A 21,244-nucleotide genomic window follows, 5' to 3' on the forward strand; every position below is an offset into this window, starting at 1 on the left:
AAAGAGTATGGATAAAAATTACCAAGTATGTACCCATTGTGTAATGGATACGACTGATTCTAATCTGACTTTTGATGAAAATGGTGTATGTGACAGATGCCGAGAGTATGAACAACATATATTACCTTGGTGGAACCATGGCAAAGGCCACGAAGTTGAGTTGAAAGCCATTTTGGAGCAAGTAAGAATCTCCGGAAAAGGTAAAAAATACGATTGCATTTTAGGACTGAGTGGTGGGTTGGACAGTTGTTACATGTTACATCTTGCAGTCAAAGAGTGGGGACTTCGTCCCTTTGTATTTCATATTGATGCCGGATGGAATTTGCCTGTAGCAGAAGAGAATATAAAAAAACTTTGTGATAAATTGAATGTTCATCTTCATATTCAGAAGTTGGATTTTGAAGAGTTGAAGCAAATGCAGATTGCATTTTTCAAGACTGGACATGCCGGGTTGGATGTTCCTCAAGACCATGCTTTCATTGCTCAAATAGATAAATATTCAGAAGAATTGGGCGTGAAATACATTTTGAATGGTTATAATATTTGTACTGAAATTGTAGCTGACCCGGAATCTTGGTTTGATGGTGCAGGGCCTACAGCAGATAAAACCTATGTAAAGGATGTATTAAAAAAGCACGGCAATGTGAAGACTAAGAATTATATTTATACTACAGGTTTTAAACATAAATTTGTTCTTCCATACATAAAAGGAGTAAAGACGTTGCAACTCCTAAATTATGTTCCTTTTACAAAAGCTGAAATGTTGGCAACCCTTCAACGTGAATATGATTATAAACCTTATGGGCAAAAACATTTTGAGGATTTGCTTACTAAGTTTCTGGAGGCTTGGTGGCTTCCTACTCGGTTTGGCTATGATATTCGTAGGGCGCAATTATCAAGTTTGATTATTACAGGGCAAATGAGCCGTGAAGAAGCTCTTGAAATTTTAAAGAATCCTCCTGCTTCTGATGAGGAGTGTAAAAAGATGTTTGATGAAGTGGCAGAGAAACTGGTTATTAGTAAGGAAGAACTAATGTCATATCATAAATTGCCGAAAAAATACTTGCACTATAAGAATAATGCCTGGGCATTTAAGATTGGCATTAGACTTTATCAACTTTTGGGATTGGATAAAAGAATTAGAAAATAGGAAAAATATTAGTGAGTTATGTCTATATTCAAAGACAAAATTTTATTAATCACTGGCGGTACCGGATCTTTTGGTAACGCCGTATTGCGTCGTTTCCTCGATTCTGACATCAGGGAAATACGTATTTTCAGTCGCGACGAGAAGAAGCAGGATGACATGCGTCATCACCTGCAAAATCCCAAAGTAAAATTCTACATTGGTAATGTCCGTGACCGCCAGTCTGTGGACGGTGCCATGATGGGAGTGGATTATGTGTTTTCTGCCGCTGCTTTGAAGCAGGTTCCCAGCTGCGAGTTCTTTCCGTTGCAGGCTGTGCAGACCAATGTGATCGGTACGGACAATGTACTGGAATCCGCCATAGCGCATGGTGTAAAGAATGTGGTGGTGCTTTCTACCGACAAGGCCGCCTATCCCATCAATGCCATGGGTATCAGCAAAGCCATGATGGAGAAGGTTGCCATAGCCAAGGGCCGTGCGTTGGGTGAGGAAGCCGGTACAACCATCTGCTGTACCCGTTACGGCAATGTGATGGCAAGCCGCGGTTCTGTAATACCGTTGTGGGTGGAGCAGATAAAGAACGGCAGGCCCATTACGGTAACGGACCCCAACATGACCCGCTTCATGATGACGCTGGACGATGCCGTAGATCTGGTAATCTATGCGTTTGAGCACGGGCACAACGGTGACTTGTTCGTGCAGAAAGCTCCTGCCGCCACCTTGGATGTACTGGCGCAGGCCTTGAAGGAAACATACGCGCAGGTTGATCCGAAATACGGTGAGACGGAGGTGAAGACCATCGGCACGCGCCACGGCGAGAAACTGTATGAGACACTGGTAACCCGCGAAGAGATGGCAAAAGCTGTCGACATGGGCGACTACTACCGCATCCCCTGCGACACCCGTGACTTGAACTATGATAAGTTCTTCACGGAAGGCAATGAGGATATTGCCCGTATAGAGGACTATCACAGCCATAACACCGCCCGCCTGGATGTGGAGGGCATGAAAAAGCTTCTTTTGAAACTCCGTTTCATCCGCGAAGACCTCGGGATGGAGGAAAAGGCGAAGAGCGCGGAAATCAAGAGTGAATAAGTCTTTAATTTGAATAATACAACAGGAAAGAAAGAGGGAATGTATTGTTCCTTTAGAAAAAAAAACTATCTTTGCCATATTGAAACTAATAATTGAGAATATGGCAGCAACAGTATTAAATTCAGTTCAACAACATCTTTTGAAGATGTTTGCTTTTGATGGTTCGGAGGAGCGATTGAATGAAGTTAAAGAAGTGTTGACCAAATATTTTTCTCAGAAGTTAGATGACCGCTTGAATGACTTATGGGATTCGGGAGTTTTAAACCAAGAAAAACTTGATGAACTGAGAAAAATTGATGTCCGTACACTTCCGAAGAGATGAATAGAATTGTATTAGATACAAATAGCCTGATACAGTGCATTTCTCCCAAAAGCAGGTACCGTAAGATTTGGGATTGCTTTCTGGATGGAACGAATCAGTTATGCGTTTCTGATGAAATTCTTAATGAATATGAGGAAATTTTAGAACGTTTGGCAGGTGTGGAAATAGCCAAGCTGGTGATTGATGTCATTCTCAATAACCCTTACACTTTGTTCTTTACTCCTTATTATAACTTCAATCTGATAAAATCAGATCCGGATGATAATAAGTTTGTGGACTGTGCAGTTGTGGCTAATGCCAAGTTTATTGTTACGGAAGATCATCATTTTCATATATTGAAGCAATATAATTTCCCAAAAGTAAGTTTTATAGGTTTGGATGATTTCTGTCATTCACTATGAATATCTTCTCTTTTCTGTGACAAACAGAACCCATTAGTTTATGAAAATCTTAGTAACCGGCTCCCGAGGGTTTGTCGGCCGGAACCTTGTATCCCAGCTGCACAACATCCGTGACGGGAAAGCCCGTAATTACGGCATTGCGGGTGAGGAACTTGCCATCTACGAATATGACATGGACAGTGACCCGGCCGAACTGGATGTCTATTGCAGACAGGCTGACTTTGTCTTCAATCTGGCGGGCGTAAACCGTCCCAAGGATGCGTCTGAGTTTATGAAAGGGAACTTCGGCTTCACCTCCACGCTGCTTGATACATTGAAGAAGCACGGCAATACCAGTCCGGTAATGATTTCCTCTTCCACGCAGGCCGCACTCGACAACCCTTACGGTGAATCGAAGCGGGCAGGGGAGCAACTGTTGTTCGAGTACTCCAGGGAAACGGGGGCAAAGGTACTGGTGTACCGCTTCCCGAATGTTTTCGGCAAATGGTGCCGCCCCAACTATAACAGCGCGGTGGCCACTTTCTGCAACAACATCGCCCATGACCAGCCCATCCGGGTGAACGACCCTTCGGTGGTGATGCATCTGGTTTACATAGACGATGTGGTGGACGAGCTTGTCTCTGCCCTGAGCGGCAGGGAACACCGCAACGGGGATTATTGCGAAGTACCCGTGGTGCATACCATTACCTTGGGCGGTATTGTGGAACTGATAAGGTCTTTCAGACAAATGCCCGGTACCTTGTCCGTTCCGGATTTGAGCGATGCCTTTACAAAGAAACTCTATTCCACATACCTCTCATACCTGCCTGAAGAACGGTTCAGCTATCCCCTGAAGATGAATGTGGACGACCGCGGCAGTTTTACGGAGATTATCCGTACTTCCGACCGCGGGCAGTTCTCGGTGAACATCTCCAAGCCGGGCGTTACGAAAGGCCAGCACTGGCACCATACCAAGAACGAGAAGTTTGTGGTGGTGAGCGGACACGGTCTGATACAGCTCCGCAAGATAGGTACGGAGGATGTTGTCAGCTTCGAGGTAAGCGGCGGGAGGATGGAGGTCGTGGAGATGATTCCCGGCTATACGCACAACATTGTCAACCTTTCGGAAACGGAAGACCTGGTGACCTTCATGTGGTGCAACGAGTGTTTCGACCCGGCACGTCCGGACACTTATTCTGAAAAAGTCTGAAACGAGTTAAAGAATATAGGAACAGATGGATATAAAATTGGATTATTCGCAAGTCAGGTTTCAGGAGAACGGCAGACTGAAACTTCTGATTATAGTGGGCACCCGTCCGGAAATCATCCGCCTGGCGGCTGTCATCAACAAATGCCGCAGTTATTTTGACTGTCTTCTGGCCCACACCGGCCAGAATTACGACTATAACCTGAACGGTGTCTTCTTCCGTGACCTGAAGCTGAAAGCCCCCGATGTGTATATGGATGCCGTCGGTGATGACCTCGGTGCCACGATGGGGAATATTATCAACGCCGGCTACAAGCTGATGGTGCAGGTGAAACCTGATGCCGTGCTGGTGTTGGGAGACACGAACTCCTGCCTGAGCGTGATAGGCGCGAAACGTCTGCATATCCCCATCTTCCATATGGAGGCAGGCAACCGCTGCTTTGACGAGTGCTTGCCTGAGGAGACCAACCGCCGTATTGTGGACGTCATTTCCGATGTGAACCTCTGCTATTCGGAGCATGCCCGCAGATACCTGAACGCTTCGGGCGTGGCGAAAGAACGTACATACGTAACCGGTTCGCCCATGGCGGAAGTCCTGCATGAGAACCTGACGGAAATAGAGTCCAGCGATATTCACCAGAGATTGCATCTCCAGAAAGGTAAATACATCCTGCTTTCCGCGCACCGGGAAGAGAACATTGACACGGAGAAGAACTTCCTGTCCCTTTTCAGCGCGGTTAACGCTATGGCCGAGAAATATGACATGCCCATACTTTACAGTTGTCATCCCCGTAGCAGGAAACGTCTGGAATCAAGCGGCTTTGCACTTGACAGACGTGTGATTCAGCATGAACCTCTCGGTTTCCACGACTACAACTGCCTGCAGATGAACGCCTATGCCGTTGTGAGTGACAGCGGTACCCTGCCTGAGGAGAGCAGTTTCTTCACTTCTGTGGGGCATCCTTTCCCTGCTGTATGCATCCGTACCAGTACGGAGCGTCCCGAGGCTCTTGACAAGGGTATCTTTGTCCTTGCCGGCATTGACGGGAAATCCTTGCTTCAGGCTGTAGATACTACCGTGGAGATGAATAGGAATGGGGATCACGGTCTGCCGGTGCCCAATTATACGGATGAGAATGTATCGGCCAAGGTTGTGAAGTTGATTCAGAGCTATACGGGGGTGGTGAACAAGATGGTTTGGAGAAAATAATGGTGAGACATGCCTAAGAAAATTTTGATACATAGCCTGATTTTCAGTCCGGATGGAGTTTCGACAGCCTATCTTTATAATGATATTGCTCTGAAATTCCAGGAAAACGGTTATGAAGTATTGGTATTGACAACTACGCCTCATTACAATGTTGTGGAATCACAACTGGCAGCACAACCTCTGAAATGGAAGGTTTGGGGGATTTGTAAAGAAAGCTGTTTTCATGGAATCAGAGTTCTTCATGTACCCCAGAAGAAATTCAGAAATACATTTCTGCGTGTCCTGGGATTTGTCTATTGGCATATTATCTCTTTCTTGATTGGTTTGTTCCAGAGAAATATAGATGTCATACTGTCACCTTCCCCTCCTTTGACTATCGGTGTAATCAACATTTGGCTGGCGAAAATCAAGGGATGTAAAACCATATATAATGTGCAGGAAATATATCCTGACATCTTGAAACGAAAGGACGGGCTTGTTATAGAACAGCTACGTAGGATGGAACGGTATGTTTATAATAACTCAACGGCCGTAACGACAATAGACCAGGTTTTTTATAATGTAATAGCCGGAAGGTTTAAGGATAAGTCCAAGCTTTGTATAATACCTAATTTTGTAGATACAGAATTGTATAATTCTCAAGGTGGAAATGTAGAATGTCTGAATCCCCATTTTTTCCCTGCCACAGATTCTTTGAAATTGCTTTATGCCGGGAATATTGGTTATGCCCAAGATTGGGAGCCTTTAGTCTGTCTGGCAGAAAAGACGAAAGGGGTTTCCATTGAATACTTTATCATCGGTGAGGGAGTCATGAAACCCGTTCTTGAGGAGAAAGTACGTGAGTTGGAGCTGGATAATGTGCATATTTTGCCCTATCAGCCCAGAAGTTTGATGCCGTCCATTCTTGCCTATTCAGACATCCAGTTTATTTTCATGAACCCTGAAATGGAGATGCAGGGATTCCCTTCCAAGGTTTATACAATCATGGCATGTGGTAGGCCTTTATTGGTCTGCTCGGGAAAGGATACGCCTATCATCAACTTCCTGCAGGAACATGGCTGTGCAAAGTTGATTACAGAGAAGAGTTTGGAAAAGAAGGTGGGAGAAATGGTGGATTGGCTGAATTCCGTCTCAAGAAGCGAACTAGCTTTACTGGGTCGAAATGGTGTAGAGGTGATTAAGCGATTATATTCAAAGGATGTGGTAACTCAAAAATATGTAGACTTAGTTGAAGCTTTATGAACATACGATATTTATCAGTCAATGATTAGGATAACTTGATATTTCCGGGTATCTTTGTGGAAAGATTGGATGTATGAGGAAGATTAAGCCATATAAGGAACAAGAACCGATGGTGCCGAATGTTGGTGAACCGGTAGTTGTATATACGGGTAATGAGAATAATCCGAATATCGTTACGGAAGGACGTGATGACATTAGGCATGCTATTTCTGGTGAAGAATTATTGGATAGACTTTGCCCTCGTATAAAGGCTTTGTTTGGATGAGAGTCGTATTCGCTCCCGAAGTAGAGGAGGATTTGTATGGGCTTATAAAAATACTTGTTGAGAAGGAGTATTTGGGTACTTATCCTTTTGCTATTTCTTATGTGGAAGAACTGATAGCTGATATTCAACAGAACATTCATTCTAAATTAAAAAAGAAAGCGCCCGCTTTTTTTGAGCGTTATGGTAAGGATATGTATTACATCACTTATCAACGTAATTCTAATACGACGTGGTATATTTTCTTCTCTGTCATTGGAGATACTTATTTTATTAAATACATAACCAATAATCACGTTTCCGGTCAGTATATTTTTTAGCATATTTCAATGAACATACTCGTCACTGGAATCCACGGCTTTGTGGGTTCCAATCTCGTTGTTGCCCTAAAGGAACGTCATAGCCTTTACGGGCTGGATATTGTCGCTCCTGAAAAGGAGGGGGTGGTAAAGACTTTCTCCTGGAAGGATATTGAACCAGCTTCTTTTCCGATGCGGAATCTTCCTGAATTCGATGCCATTATTCATCTGGCTGGTAAAGCCCATGACACGAAGAACCGGTCTGCTGCCCAAGCCTATTTTGATATTAATACGGGATTGACCCAAAAGATATTTGATTTTTTTCTGGAATCGTCTGCGAAGAAGTTCGTATTCTTCAGTTCGGTAAAAGCTGCTGCCGACAGTGTGGTGGGTGATATGCTGACTGAAGATGTGGTGCCTGCCCCGGTAGGGCCGTATGGGGAAAGCAAGATAGCTGCGGAGAATTACATCCTTGACAAGTTGAAGGTTGAGAATGGGAAATTGAAAGCTAATCCTTATGATGACAAGCAGGTTTATATCCTGCGTCCCTGCATGATTCATGGTTCCGGCAATAAGGGCAATCTGAATCTTCTTTATAATGTGGTGAGGAAAGGTGTTCCCTGGCCTTTGGGGGCTTTTGAGAACAGGAGGTCTTTTACTTCGATAGACAATCTTTGCTATGTGCTGGAAGGACTGCTGACTAAAGAGGTGGCGAGTGGTATCTACCACATGGGAGATGACGAGGCCTTGTCCACAAATGAGCTGATAGCTTTGATGTGTCGGGCTTTGGAGCGTAAGCCGCATATCTGGAAGATAAACAGAGGACTGATGGAGTTCTGTGCCCGGCTTGGGACTCTGCTCCATTTGCCTTTGAATACAGAGCGTCTGCGCAAGTTGACAGAGAATTATGTGGTGAGTAATGCGAAAATAAAGGCTGCCCTGGGAATTGACAGAATGCCGGTGAGGGCAGAGGAGGGGATAGTGAGAACGATAAAATCGTTCTCAAATTAAAAGTTAAGAATTAAAAATTGATAATTAAAAATTAAAGAGGAAAATACTGTTATGTATTATCTGTTAATATTGGTTCTGCTGTTTTTGGCAGAACTTTTTTATTTTAAGGTGGCTGATAGGTGCAATATCATCGACAAGCCCAATGAGCGGAGTTCTCATACGAAAGTGACTTTAAGGGGTGGTGGAATTATATTCTATTTCGGAGCGTTGGCCTATTTCCTGACGAGTGGCTTTGAATATCCCTGGTTCCTGCTTGCCTTGACACTGGTGACGTTCATCAGCTTCGTGGACGATATAAAATCCACCGGACAGATGACAAGACTGCTTTTTCATTTCTCTGCCATGGCCTTGATGTTTTATCAGTGGGGACTGTTCTCCTTGTCCTGGTGGTGGATAGTCATAGCCTTGATAGTCTGTACGGGTATCATCAATGCCTACAACTTTATGGATGGCATTAACGGCATAACCGGTGGTTATTCTCTGGTTATTCTTGCTGCGTTGGCCTATATCAATAAGGAGGTGGTTACTTTTGTGGAAGCGGATTTCATCTATACCGTTATCTGTTCCGTTCTAGTCTTCTGTTTCTTCAATTTCCGCAAGCGTGCTAAATGCTTTGCCGGTGATGTGGGTTCGGTGAGCATTGCCTTTATCCTTCTTTTCCTGATAGGCAGGCTCATCATTGAAACGGAAGATTTCAGCTGGATAGTCCTTTTATCCGTTTATGGTGTGGATAGTGTACTGACTATCATTCACCGCCTGATGCTTCATGAGAATATCGGGCTACCGCATCGCAAGCATCTGTATCAGATTATGGCGAATGAACTGAAGATTCCTCATGTCATAGTCTCTCTGGCCTATATGACAATACAGACTTTTATAATAGTAGGATATATTTATTACCAACAGTATGGCTATATCTTCTTGATAGGGTGTATCTTACTGTTGAGCGCAATATACGTACTCTTCATGAAAAAGTATTTTTCAAGACATATCTCTTGAATTACTGTCTTCCATTATACAATTTCCGCGGTCACCTGAATACCCAAAGCTTTGGCAATACGCTCGATATCACGCTTCTTTGTTTTTGTATTGCTGCAGGTCATAAGAAACCGTCCGTTGCCTAATGGTTTTTGAGCGCGCTGGTATTTCTCATGAAGTGTGTTTGATATCAAGGGAATCTTGCATACCTTGATATTTAAAGATTGCACTTGTTCCACACCTACTGTCATCACAAATTGCCGGAAAGTCTCGGCTGCTTGTGTTTCTTGAATTACTTTCCCATTACCAAAAGTAATCTTTAATCGGGATATTGGAGTATTGCTTTCCGTATCATTGGTTACTTGGTACAGTTTCTTTGCTGCTTCAAGAAATCTTGGAAATAATGTTCCCCACTGGTTGTTGACAACAATTTTTGTTCCGTCTGCCAATAAAATAACTTCATCAGGCTTAAGAAAGTAGCGTTTCTTTAAATCGGGATGAGATTTGATTTTTTCTTGGACTTCTATCAAGGTACGTATTACACCCAATGCTTTACTGTGTAAATTGGATGGAAAGACTTTTTCCAGTTCAACATAGTTTATGTTGGGATGGTCTTTGATATAGTGCTTGATTACTTCCAATACAAAACGTCTTTTGACATAGAAGTTGATTCCATCCAATGAGAATTTTGTATGGTCTTTGGAGTCACTTTCTTTATAGTCGTTTTGTGAGTTTTTAGATGTTTGCCTCGTTTTAAGTTGTAATGAAGGGAGAATGCTCTTATTTTCGTAATGTACTGTAAGCGTAAGATTGGCAAATTCTTCATTAATGGCGGATTCCTCAAATCCTTCAGCTGTAAACTTGTCTTTGAGCAACGAAATCATATTCTTTATCCCATTGCCTTCGGATAAGAATTCTGACACCCTCCTATGCAGATTATTACGCGCTTGGATTTTTTTATATTGCTCATTACAGAATGTTTCTATTTTTTCCAGATTGAATTTGTCGTAAGTTAGCAGGTCACAGATGATGGAACCATTTACATCTTCTTTCTTAAATTCTGCTGTAAATACACAGATGGGATTCTCGCCATCGTTGGGAATGTCGTAGTAAAGCTGTATCTTTTCTCCTATATATAATCCGACATTAAGTTTCAGTTGGCGCATATACGACATCAACTGATTTTCTTGCCTCTCATTTTGTATATTAGACGGACGTTTTATTTCAATTGGGAGTACGGGGGATTGTGTATCATGTTCGTTCTTTCGCCAAAGTACAATGTCCGGGCGTATGGAGTTACTATTGCCTATCGGTAATGTATACTGGGATACCATTGTTCCATTGGTCTTTTTCCATCCAAGAAATTTCAAGCAGTTCTCTATTTCCCGCTGGTAATCACCTTCTACCGAATTTGTTTCAAAATACGGTATCAGTGTTTCCACAATCTCAGGCCAATTTTCATTCATCTTTTATCGGGTTATATTAGGACATATTGTTTACACTTCTTCGGAGTGTGCATAAAGCAAATGTATTGACTTTATTTGAACTGCCCAAATTATAGTCATAAAAAATGGAATCGGGCGGTGTACAATAAAAACAAATAGTCCCGGATTCTTGACAAAGAATCCGGGACTATTTGTTTTTATCGTTTTTGAGAGGCTTTACTTAGCCGGCTTCAGCCATTTGTCCAGCCATTCAAAGAAGGTACGTTGCCACAGCACGCCATTCTGAGGTTTCAGTACCCAGTGGTTTTCGTCCGGATAGATAAGCAGTTCGGCAGGAACGCCACGCATCACGGCTGCATCGAAGGCGGCCATTGCCTGGTTGGCAAGGATGCGGAAGTCCTTCTCTCCGTGGATGCAGAGGATAGGGGTGTCCCATTTGTCGACAAAGAGGTGCGGGGAGTTGGCGAAAGTGCGTTGTGCCGTAGCGTTGTTCTTTTCCCAATAAGCACCGCCCATATCCCAGTTGGCAAACCATTTCTCTTCCGTTTCCAGATATTGCATTTCCATGTTGAAGATACCGTCGTGTGCGATGAATGCCTTGAAGCGTTTGTCATGGTGTCCGGCAAGCCAATATACGGAGAAGCCTCCGAAGCTGGCGCCTACGCAACCCAGGCGGTCTTTGTCGACGAAAGGTTCCTTGGCCATTTCGTCAATGGCAGTGAAGTAGTCCTTCATGCACTGGCCGCCATAATCACCGCTGATGGCTTCGTTCCACTCTACACCGAAGCCCGGAAGACCACGACGGTTGGGAGCTACGATGATATAGTCGTTTGCCGCCATAATCTGGAAATTCCAACGGTAGCTCCAGAACTGGCTGACGGGACTCTGAGGACCACCTTCACAGAAGAGGAGGGTGGGGTACTTCTTGTTAGGGTCGAACTGCGGAGGATAAATCACCCAGGTCAGCATCTGCTTGCCGTCGGTGGTCTTCATCCAGCGGGCTTCCACTTTACCCATCTCCAGCTGGTCGTAAATCTGCTTGTTTTCTGTGGTCAGTTGCACTGCTTCTGCAAAAGCGTCGCCGTTACGTGCACTGTTTACGGCATAGATTTCGTCGCCCATGCTCATGGAATGACGTTTGGCGATAATCTTGTCTCCGCAAAGGGCAAGCGAAGCATAGTCGTACATGCCGTCGGTGAGCTGGGTAAGCTTGTCGTTTCCGGCAAGGTCGATGTTGTAAATCTGTGTCTCGCCATGCCATACACCGATGAAGTAGATGCTCTGGGAATCTTTGTTCCACAAGAAGGCGTCCACGTTCGATTCGAAAGCTTTGCTTACAAAACGTTTCTCGCCGGTCTCGAGGTTCATGATAAACAAGCGGTTCAAGTCGGCTTCGTAGCCGTCACGCTCCATGCTCTGCCAGGCGATGTATTTGCCGTCGGGAGAGTATTGGGGATTCGTATCATATCCCTTGTTTTCTTCCGTGATGTTTTTGGTTTCCTTGGAGGCAAGGTCGTAGATATAAATGTCGGAGTTGGTGGAAATGGCATACGCCAGTCCGGTTTTCTTACGGCATGTATAGGCCACTTTATCAGAAGACGGGCTCCATGCCAGCTGCTCGATACCGCCCCAGGGCTTCATCGGGCTTTCGTATGGCTCTCCCTCAAGAATATCAGTGACATTGCTGATGGCATTGCCGTCGAAATCAGCAACAAACGGATGGGGAGCAGTAGTCACCCATTCATCCCAATGCTTGTACATCAGGTCGGTAACGATGATGCCGGTGGCTTTAGGAAGGTCCGGATGTTTGTCTGCCGTACTCTTCACGGTCTTTACCTGGGCAATGAAAAGGAGTTTCTTGCCGTCGGGCGAGAAAGAGAACCCTTCGATGTCTCCCTCGTATTGGGTCAGCTGCTTGCGTCCGCTGCCGTCGGGATTCATTTCCCATACCTGGCTGCTGCCGCTTTCGTTGCAAAGGAAGGCAAGCTTCTTGCCGTCCTTGAACCACGTGGGCTGTCCTTCTTGCCAGGCGTCATGCGTTATCTGGGTATTGCCACTACCGTCGGCATTCATGACGAAGACTTCGCTGTTACTCTTGTTCTGGGGCACGCTGTAATAGGATACCGTGTAGGCAATTTGCTTTTCGTCGGGAGATACGGCTACACTGCCGATACGTCCCATCGCCCAGAGTGCCTCGGGTGTCATACGCTTTCCTTCAATCTTGATGTCCGACCGCTGGATGAGCGCTGCTGCGTCCTGCTGCTGTCCGGCATCTTTTGTTCCTCCGCAGGAGGCCAATGTCATGGCTGCTGACATAAGTAGTAGATTTACTTGTTTCATATATGTTTTTTGTTTCGGTTATTTCAATGCAAAGATACTAAATTTTCCTTCCTTGCCAATTCCCACGTTTGATATATAGCCAGCAGAAAATGAGAATAAAGCTGGAATAAACCATTTCCGAGGTCCAGCAGATGGCCACGTCGAGTTGCAGAATCAGAATAATGTAGGTGATATAGGCTGTGTAGATGACCAGCGTTGCCAGCTCCATGCCCAATGCAGTACGCGTATTGCCGGTTCCGGAAACTGCCTGGAAATAGACATTGGCAGGAACCAGGAACAGATAGGTGGAGCACATCACCCAGAGCGAATGCACGGAAGCGTCCTGCAGGTCGGGTATGTCGGTATAAATTCCCAGAATCAGCTTGGGGAACAGCGCGAAAAGCAATGCCAGCGGAAGTACGAAAACGTAGGCTATGCGTACGTGCTGCCGGATAGTGCCTGCCACGCAATCGGAGTGGCCTGCACCGATGAGGTTGCTGACCAATGAACCGCAGGTAGAGGCAAACGCCATGAGTACCATGAACAGTATGCCGGACACGTTGCGGACAATGTTGGTCACTGCCAGCGAGCGCTCTCCCAGATGCTCCACATAAAGGAAGAACAAGAACCAGGTGGAGAGGGAGAAGAAATTCTGTATCATGGTCCAGAAAGAGACGTTCAGCATCCGTTTCAATACGTCCAGCCGGAACTTAGGAATACGGTCCAGCCCGTACTTGCAGCAGTCTATACGGCTACGGGTATAGAGGATGAAGAATAACAGCGAAACCAGCTCGGCCAATGAGGAGCCGATGGCGGCTCCGGCAATGCCGAGTGCAGGAAAACCGAATTTACCGAAAATCAGGATGTAGTTGAATACGACATTGCTCAACACCATGACGATGGAGTTCAGTGTCAGTGTCTTGGTCTGGGTGGTTCCCAAGAAAAAGGCACGGAACATGACTGCGCTGAACGAGAAGAAGGCACCGAATACACGCCAGTGCAGGTAGCTGGTGGCTGCTTCGTAGATATGTTCCGAGGCTACGATGCGTTTCAGGATAATCGGTGAGAAGCAATAAGATAGCAGGAACATGACTGCCGCCATCCCGACTTGGAAATAGATGCCCTGATAGAACAAGTCACCGATTTCCTTATACTGCCGTTCGCCGTTGCGCCGGGCAATGAGTATCTGTGCCCCGATGCTGAAACCGAAGGCAACCATGAAGATGACCATATAGAAGACACCGGCGATGGCAGATGCTCCCAACTCGACTTCGCCTACACGTCCGAGGAAGGCGGTGTCCGTCATACCTATCATCTGCTCCATAAGGAGGCTGATTAGGATAGGGTAGGCTATGAGCCAGATTTGTTTGTAAGTGTATTTAGTCTGCATAATTTAGAGTCTGTGAATTTTTTCGTTGGTGTAAGGATAAGAAAGCCGGGCAAATGTCATTGTCCGGCTTTCTGCAAAAGAATATTTTGAACGGTAGTCTTACTACTTTTTGTTCTGTTTTTCTTTCATCATCTGTTCCTGCTGTTTCTGCATGGCTTCCAGACGAGCGGCGAAACCGGTTTTCTTCATCTTCTTCGGGTCTTTCTTGTTGGCTTCCAACTGAGCAAGAAGGGCTTCCTCATTGGTTGTCTTGCGCATGATGAGCGTTGTTACCACACTGACTAACGTAGAGATGAAGTAGTAATAGTTCAATCCCGAAGGATAGTCGTTCAATATGAAGAGGAACATGATAGGCATCAGGTATGACATCCACTTCATGGCAGCCATCTGCGGATTGGCACCCGTATCCTGTTGCTGCATCATGTACTTCGTGTTCAATATGTTGGTAACCGTCATCAGCAGGCAGAACAAGCTGAGGTGGCTTCCCAGGAACGGGATATGGAACGGGAAGTTGATGAACGCATCGTAAGTGGAAAGGTCGTCTGCCCACAAGAAGCTCTGCTGGCGGAGTTCAATGGCACTCGGCACGAACATGAACAAGGCCATCAAGATAGGGAACTGTATCAGCATCGGCAGACATCCGCCCATCGGACTGACTCCGTACTGGCTGTAGAGGCCCATCACTTCCTGCTGTTTCTTCATGGCATCTTCCTGCTTGGGGTACTTCTTGTTTATCTCGTCGATTTTCGGTTTCAGTACGCGCATCTTGGCAGAGGACATGTAGGTTTTCCACGTTGCGGGGAATACTACAGCTTTTACGATTAACGTCATGAACAACAGTACGATACCCATGCTCAACCCCCAACTGGACAACCAGTCGAAGATGTTGATGGTGAACCATTTGTTTATCCAGCGGATGAGCGGCCAGCCCAGATAGACCAGACGGTTCAGCTCCCACTTCTCGTCACGCCCCTTGTCGAGTGCGGTCAGGGTCTTGTAGTGATTGGGGCCGAAGTAGAAGAACAGCTGGGTAGGTTCCTTGCCAGCAGGGTCGAACTTCGTGCTCATCTCCGCAGAATAGTCCTTAATGTAGCCGCTGCCTTGAGTCTCCATCTTGGAACTCAGTTTGGTCTTTTCAAAGTCGGCATCTGCCAAAAATACTGAAGAGAAGAACTGGTTCTTGAAAGCAATCCAGTCCAGGCGTTCCGGAACTTCCTTTTCGTCGTTCTTGTTGGCGGACAGATAATCGGTACCCTCTCCGGTGATTTTGTAAGTCAGTTCAGCCAGACGGTTCTCGTAGGTGTAACCCTTCTCTATCTGACGGGCACGCTGAGACCACTCGATGTCCACATAATTGTTGGTAGCCGCCAGCTTGCCTTCCATATTGACTGCCTGGATAGTAAAGTCTATCAGGTATGTGTCATTGTGCATGCTGTAGGTAAAGTCGATATAGCTGTTGCTGTCTGCCGACAAACGCATGGTGACGGTACTGTCCGTACGGTTTACTGCGGTGAAATAATAGTCTTCCGTCTGGATAGTCTCTTTCTTGTTGTAAAAGAGGAAATTCATGGAAGCGTCATTGCCGCTGAACAGTGTGACGGGGGTCGTCTTGTCTTGTCCCATGTATTCCTTCAGCGTGGCCGAAGCTATGCGCCCGCCTTTTGTATCTACGGTTATTTCTGCCAGGTTGTTCTGGATGGTTATCTGCGAGTTGGTTCCTTGACGGGCGTCGAAGAAGAGGGCAGTGGAGTCAACGCTTGCTTCCGCTCCGCTTTCGTTGGCCAGGGCTGCTTCCGCCTTGGCTTTCAAGTCGGCTTCGCGCTGTTGCACCTGGGCTATGGAGTCGTAGTAACGTTGCTGTGCTTCCAACTGCTCCTGGCTGGGACGGCTCAGAAAGCTGAAACCTACTAACAATATCGCTATCAGAACAAGACCTGTGATGGTATTTTTATCCATTCTTTGTTGATTACAGATTACTAATTACAAATTATTTCTTTTCGTTTTCATTTTCAATGGCGGCCTTCACGAATGCTACGAACAGCGGGTGCGGATGCAATACCGTACTGCTGTATTCGGGATGGAACTGGGTACCGACAAACCACTTCAATGCGGGAATCTCAACAATTTCCACCAGGTCCGATTCGGGGTTTATACCCACACACTTCATGCCTGCTGCTTCGTAGGCCTCCTTGAAGCTGTTGTTGAATTCGTAGCGGTGGCGGTGACGCTCCTGGATATGCTCGGTACCGTATGCCTCGTATGCCTTGCTGCCTTTCTGCAGAACACATTCATAGGCACCCAGACGCATGGTTCCACCCATATTGGTGATGGACTTCTGCTCTTCCATGATGTCGATAACATTGTGCGGTGTCTTTTCATCCATCTCACGTGAGTTGGCATCGGCATAACCCAGTACGTTACGGGCAAATTCGATGGCGATACACTGCATACCCAGACAGATACCGAAGGTGGGGATGTCGTGCGTACGCGCATATTTGATGGCTACGAACTTGCCGGCAACGCCGCGTTCGCCGAAGCCTGGACCGATAAGTACGCCTGCCATGCCTTTCAGGGCTTCTGCCACATTCTCGTCCGTCAGCTTTTCACTGTTCACGAAGTCTACCGATACCTTGCGGTCATTGTAGGTTCCTGCTTGTGAAAGGGCCTCGCGGATGGACTTGTAGGCATCCTGCAAGTCATATTTGCCCACCAATGCGATGTGCAGCGGGGCAGTCTCTTCGGCTTTGTGACGGCGTTCGAGGAAAGCGCGCCACGGTCCCAGTCCCGGAGTGTCGCCGACGGGAAGTCCCATTTTCTTCAAAATGGTAACGTCCAGTCCTTGGCTCTGCATCAAGATGGGCACCTCGTAGATGGTAGGCGCGTCGATGCTCTGCACCACGGCATTTTCGTCCACATTGCAGAACAGAGCCACTTTCTTGCGCAGGGTGGTACTCAACTCGTGTTCCGTACGCAGTACGAGGACATCGGGTTGGATACCGGCACTTTGCAGTTCCTTTACGGAGTGCTGGGTGGGCTTGGTCTTCAGCTCACCGGCAGCTGCCAGGTAGGGGACATAAGTAAGGTGTACGCACAAGGCGTCTTTTCCCAGTTCCCACTTCAGCTGACGGATGCTTTCCAGATAGGGCAGAGACTCGATGTCACCCACTGTACCGCCAATCTCGGTAATAACAAAGTCGAATTTGTATTTGTTTCCCAGCAGTTTTACATTACGCTTGATTTCGTCTGTAATATGGGGAATAACCTGGATGGTCTTTCCCAGATAGTCACCCCGGCGCTCTTTGTCGATGACGCTTTTGTAGATGCGTCCGGTCGTGATATTGTTGGCCTTGGTGGTCTGGATGCCCAGGAAGCGTTCGTAATGGCCCAAATCGAGGTCGGCTTCGTGGCCATCCACGGTAACGTAGCATTCGCCGTGTTCATAAGGGTTCAGTGTACCCGGGTCGATGTTGATGTACGGGTCAAACTTCTGGATGGTTACCTTGTAACCTCTTGCTTGCAGCAATTTACCGATGGAGGATGAGATGATACCTTTACCTAATGAAGAGGCAACACCACCGGTGACGAAAATATACTTTGTTTCTCCCACAACTATATTATTTTATTAATTGTTTAATCTAATGCCAAGAGCCTATACGGCTTGTCGTTCAGGGTGCGCACTGCTCCCGTCAGTACACGTAGAACTTAAAAAGCGCAAAATTATAAAAAAAAGAGGAAGTAGAGAAAGTTTCGATGAAACAATTATTAAAAAATACGATTTCATCGAAGAAAGTCCTTCTTGCCTTTTTCTTATGGCTTTTCTATGTTTTCTAAACATTTTAAGCTAAATTTGCGCTCGAAACATAGACTTTAGGGCATTATGAAGAATAGACACATTGCATTTTGGTTAATTGCTACGATGATTTCTTCGTCGGTGATGGCACAGAATACGCTGGATACCGCCTCGAAGAACAGTGGACAGGAAACAACTGCCAAAGCCGACACCTTGCCGGATATAATGAAAGAATACATGATTCTGAAATTGAAACCGGAAGGTATGGGGTACAGGCTGGATACTGTTTCCATATTATATGAAAGGTATATCGGAGTGCTGGATTATTTGAATGACCCCACGACTCCGGAGCGTTATATACCTTCCAATCCGAACTACTATAGGTTGTTCCTTCCCCTTACCTATTATTATGCCCCCATGAGACGCCTTTCCAAGGTGGACTGGCATTTCCAGGTGCCTGATACGGTGCCTGCCCTGACGCGCGAGATGTTGCCGTTCGACACACTGAGTTTCACCTCAAAGGACCGAGCCAACAAACTGGTGGACCGTACGCTGCTGAACACGTATGTAGATTGTCCCAATCTGGTTGTAATGACCGAGAAGGAGGTGATGAAAGGGAAGATATTCAAGGATAATATAGAGAAGGAGGTTTCTTCCAAGCCGTCCGTCGTGAAACTGTTTGCACAAGAGAATATGGTGGGAGTGAAGGAGGAAGCCGACGTGATTATCCACAAGCCCAACTGGTGGGTGACGGGTGGAAACGGTTCATTGCAGATTACCCAGAACTATATCTCCGACAACTGGTACAAGGGAGGTGAGAGCACTAACGCCGTGCTTGCCAACCTGCAATTGTTTGCCAACTATAATGACCGTGAAAAGGTGCAGTGGGAAAATCTGCTCGATGCCAAGCTGGGCTTCAGCTCCGCACCTTCCGACGAGTTTCATAACTATCTGGTAAGTACCGACCAACTCCGGCTGTACAGTAAACTGGGTATTCAGGCTGCGTCCAAGTGGTATTATACCATCACGACTGAGTTTAAGACCCAGTTCTGCAATGGCTACAAGGCCAACAGTGAAGAGCTGGTTTCGGCTTTCTTTGCTCCGGCAGACTGGTCGAGCAGTATCGGTATGGACTACAAGTTGAAGAAGCAGAAATTCAGCTTGTCCGTTTTCATGGCTCCGCTGACGTACATGCTGCGCTATGTAGGAAATAAGGGGGTGAATGAAGTGAGTTTCGGTCTTGATGAGGGCAAATGCGTGAAGCATAACTTCGGTTCGCAGATACAGCCTACACTTTCATGGACCATCATTCCTTCCATCACGCTGGATTCCCGCTTGGACTTCCAGACCAGTTATGAGTGGACACGTATTGAATGGGAAAACACGGTGAACTTTGTGCTGAACCGCTATCTTTCCACCAAGCTCTATGTGCACGCCCGCTATGACGACAGTGCCAAGCCGACGGAAGGGGACAGCTATTTTCAGGTAAAAGAATTGCTCAGTTTCGGTATCAATTATAAATGGTAAATAAACAAATGGTCTGTTCGGAGTGAACAGATTATCTGTTTTGGTTAGTCAGACGGTCTGTTTTTCCTTGACAGACCGTCTGTTTTTTGTCTTTTTGTAGTCTGTGGCAGGTGAAAAAACATAAAAACATAGAAAAAGCACGTTTACGAACACAGAAAATGCATAGGAAAGGTTTGCAGTTCACAAATAATGCGTAAATTTGCCGCGATTTGTAATGCACACTTTGCAAAATGGCGAATACTATAAAACATCAAGGTATTGTGGAAAACATAAACGGTTCTCATCTCCAAGTGAGAATCATCCAGACTTCAGCGTGCGCTTCGTGTAGTGTCAAGGGACATTGTACCTCTGCGGATACGAAAGAGAAACTTGTCGATGTGGCCGATGCCAATGCCGCATCCTACCAGCCCGGTGACCGTGTATGGGTGACGGGCGAACTTTCAATGGGAGTGATGGCAGTTCTGTTTGCCTTTATATTTCCTTTCCTTATTCTGATAATCTCACTGTTTGTCTTTATGTCCATCTGGAATGACGAGCTGCGTTCCGCGCTTTGCTCGCTGGCACTCCTTATACCTTATTATTATATATTGTGGCTGAACAAGTCGCGGATGGGTAAGAAGTTCTCATTCTCCGTACGACCGATGAACTAACTAATAATAAAACAAATAATTAATAAACAACTAATTTATGAATGTAATTCTGATTGCAGTGATTTCATTGGGAGTTATAGCGCTGGTATCGGCCGCTATTCTTTACGTGGCTTCCAAGAAATTCGCCGTGTATGAAGATCCGCGGATTGCCCAGGTAGCAGAGGTGCTTCCCCAGGCAAATTGCGGTGGATGTGGTTACCCCGGTTGTAGCGGATTTGCAGATGCTTGCGTAAAGGCAGGTTCGCTGGATGGTAAACTTTGTCCGGTGGGTGGACAGCCCGTCATGACAAAGATTGCCGAGATTCTGGGCTTGGATGCCGCTGCTGCCGAACCTATGGTTGCGGTGGTGAGATGTAATGGAACTTGTGCCAACCGTCCTCGTGTGAACCAATACGATGGCGCCAAGAGTTGTGCCATTGCGGCTTCTCTCTATGGTGGTGAAACGGGTTGTAGTTATGGCTGTTTGGGATGCGGCGACTGTGTGGCTGCCTGCCAGTTCGATGCTATCCACATGAATCCGGAGACCGGACTTCCCGAAGTGGATGAGGAAAAGTGTACGGCTTGTGGAGCTTGTGCCAAGGCTTGTCCGAAATCTATCATTGAAATCCGTCCTCAAGGCAAGAAATCACGTCGTGTTTACGTACAGTGTGTAAACAAGGACAAGGGGGCTGTAGCACGCAAGGCTTGTACCGTGGCATGTATCGGTTGCGGCAAGTGTGTGAAGGTTTGTCCGTTCGAGGCTATCACGCTGGAAAACAATCTGGCTTACATTGACCCCAATAAGTGTAAATCCTGTCGCAAGTGCGAGGAAGCTTGTCCGCAAAACACAATCATTGCCCTCAACTTCCCGCCGCGCAAACCGAAGGCTGACGATGCAGCTCCCCAAGTAAAGGTTGCAGCTCCTAAAGCTGAGGTTGAGACTCCCAAAGCAGAGGTTTAGACTTCCCAAGTTGAGGTATGAATTAATAAA

Annotated in this window: 19 protein-coding genes; 14 read left to right on the forward strand and 5 right to left on the reverse strand. The window is 46.2% G+C overall.

The window, feature by feature from the left end:
* The first annotated feature begins 7 nt into the window (after positions 1-7).
* The 11 genes from DWZ67_RS04375 to DWZ67_RS04425 all read left to right on the forward strand — a co-directional run bounded on the left by DWZ67_RS04375 (position 8) and on the right by DWZ67_RS04425 (position 9,174).
* Complete coding sequence (locus DWZ67_RS04375) at positions 8-1,150, forward strand: N-acetyl sugar amidotransferase (RefSeq protein ID WP_120138215.1); 1,143 nt, start codon at positions 8-10, stop codon at positions 1,148-1,150.
* Positions 1,151-1,168: 18 nt separating this feature from the next.
* Positions 1,169-2,242, forward strand: coding sequence for a polysaccharide biosynthesis protein (locus DWZ67_RS04380; protein ID WP_120138217.1), 1,074 nt, complete (start codon positions 1,169-1,171; stop codon positions 2,240-2,242).
* Positions 2,243-2,342: 100 nt separating this feature from the next.
* Positions 2,343-2,564 (forward strand): hypothetical protein, encoded by a 222-nt coding sequence (locus DWZ67_RS04385; RefSeq protein WP_005829183.1) that lies wholly within the window; start codon positions 2,343-2,345, stop codon positions 2,562-2,564.
* Positions 2,561-2,965: a putative toxin-antitoxin system toxin component, PIN family gene (locus DWZ67_RS04390; protein ID WP_022400851.1), complete on the forward strand. Its 405-nt coding sequence runs from the start codon at positions 2,561-2,563 to the stop codon at positions 2,963-2,965. Before DWZ67_RS04385 ends, DWZ67_RS04390 begins: the two co-directional genes overlap by 4 nt.
* Positions 2,966-3,005: 40 nt before the next feature.
* Entirely contained in the window at positions 3,006-4,154 is a 1,149-nt protein-coding gene (locus DWZ67_RS04395) for a capsular polysaccharide biosynthesis protein CapF (RefSeq protein ID WP_120138219.1), read from the forward strand.
* Between the two features lie 25 nt (positions 4,155-4,179).
* Positions 4,180-5,361 (forward strand): non-hydrolyzing UDP-N-acetylglucosamine 2-epimerase, encoded by a 1,182-nt coding sequence (wecB, locus tag DWZ67_RS04400; RefSeq protein WP_120138221.1) that lies wholly within the window; start codon positions 4,180-4,182, stop codon positions 5,359-5,361.
* Between the two features lie 9 nt (positions 5,362-5,370).
* The gene (locus DWZ67_RS04405) at positions 5,371-6,603 is read left to right on the forward strand and encodes a glycosyltransferase family 4 protein (RefSeq protein ID WP_120138223.1); all 1,233 of its coding nucleotides are present in this window, start codon (positions 5,371-5,373) and stop codon (positions 6,601-6,603) included.
* Between the two features lie 73 nt (positions 6,604-6,676).
* Entirely contained in the window at positions 6,677-6,868 is a 192-nt protein-coding gene (locus DWZ67_RS04410) for a hypothetical protein (RefSeq protein ID WP_035457993.1), read from the forward strand.
* On the forward strand, positions 6,865-7,185 hold the full coding sequence (locus DWZ67_RS04415; RefSeq protein ID WP_005829173.1) for a hypothetical protein: 321 nt from the start codon (positions 6,865-6,867) through the stop codon (positions 7,183-7,185). The genes DWZ67_RS04410 and DWZ67_RS04415 overlap by 4 nt, the downstream gene beginning before the upstream one ends.
* Positions 7,186-7,194: 9 nt before the next feature.
* Positions 7,195-8,175, forward strand: a complete 981-nt coding sequence (locus DWZ67_RS04420; RefSeq protein WP_120138225.1) for an NAD-dependent epimerase/dehydratase family protein — start codon at positions 7,195-7,197, stop codon at positions 8,173-8,175.
* A gap of 51 nt (positions 8,176-8,226) precedes the next feature.
* Positions 8,227-9,174, forward strand: a complete 948-nt coding sequence (locus DWZ67_RS04425) for an MraY family glycosyltransferase (RefSeq protein ID WP_120138227.1) — start codon at positions 8,227-8,229, stop codon at positions 9,172-9,174.
* A 14-nt stretch (positions 9,175-9,188) separates the two neighbouring features.
* Here the strand turns inward: DWZ67_RS04425 and DWZ67_RS04430 are convergent, their stop codons facing one another.
* From DWZ67_RS04430 to DWZ67_RS04450, 5 genes are all read right to left on the reverse strand, one after another.
* The gene (locus DWZ67_RS04430; protein ID WP_120138229.1) at positions 9,189-10,619 is read right to left on the reverse strand and encodes a hypothetical protein; all 1,431 of its coding nucleotides are present in this window, start codon (positions 10,617-10,619) and stop codon (positions 9,189-9,191) included.
* Between the two features lie 195 nt (positions 10,620-10,814).
* Positions 10,815-12,938 (reverse strand): alpha/beta hydrolase family protein, encoded by a 2,124-nt coding sequence (locus DWZ67_RS04435; protein WP_044468042.1) that lies wholly within the window; start codon positions 12,936-12,938, stop codon positions 10,815-10,817.
* Positions 12,939-12,975: 37 nt separating this feature from the next.
* Positions 12,976-14,307 carry an MATE family efflux transporter gene (locus DWZ67_RS04440; protein ID WP_120138231.1) on the reverse strand — a complete coding sequence of 444 codons (1,332 nt, stop codon included), beginning with the start codon at positions 14,305-14,307 and terminating at the stop codon, positions 12,976-12,978.
* 102 nt (positions 14,308-14,409) lie between these two features.
* Positions 14,410-16,263 (reverse strand): membrane protein insertase YidC, encoded by a 1,854-nt coding sequence (gene yidC / locus DWZ67_RS04445; protein WP_120138233.1) that lies wholly within the window; start codon positions 16,261-16,263, stop codon positions 14,410-14,412.
* 31 nt (positions 16,264-16,294) lie between these two features.
* Positions 16,295-17,914 carry a CTP synthase gene (locus DWZ67_RS04450; RefSeq protein WP_005829157.1) on the reverse strand — a complete coding sequence of 540 codons (1,620 nt, stop codon included), beginning with the start codon at positions 17,912-17,914 and terminating at the stop codon, positions 16,295-16,297.
* A gap of 270 nt (positions 17,915-18,184) precedes the next feature.
* Here DWZ67_RS04450 and DWZ67_RS04460 point away from each other — a divergent pair, with 270 nt between their 5' ends.
* From DWZ67_RS04460 to DWZ67_RS04470, 3 genes are all read left to right on the forward strand, one after another.
* The gene (locus DWZ67_RS04460) at positions 18,185-19,624 is read left to right on the forward strand and encodes a DUF3078 domain-containing protein (protein ID WP_087332449.1); all 1,440 of its coding nucleotides are present in this window, start codon (positions 18,185-18,187) and stop codon (positions 19,622-19,624) included.
* 230 nt (positions 19,625-19,854) lie between these two features.
* Positions 19,855-20,274 carry a SoxR reducing system RseC family protein gene (locus DWZ67_RS04465; RefSeq protein ID WP_057087611.1) on the forward strand — a complete coding sequence of 140 codons (420 nt, stop codon included), beginning with the start codon at positions 19,855-19,857 and terminating at the stop codon, positions 20,272-20,274.
* Positions 20,275-20,311: 37 nt separating this feature from the next.
* Positions 20,312-21,214, forward strand: a complete 903-nt coding sequence (locus tag DWZ67_RS04470; RefSeq protein ID WP_098032732.1) for a Fe-S cluster domain-containing protein — start codon at positions 20,312-20,314, stop codon at positions 21,212-21,214.
* Positions 21,215-21,244: the final 30 nt, after the last annotated feature.

The organism is Bacteroides sp. AF34-31BH, assembly GCF_003602795.1.
Lineage (GTDB): Bacteria > Bacteroidota > Bacteroidia > Bacteroidales > Bacteroidaceae > Bacteroides > Bacteroides uniformis.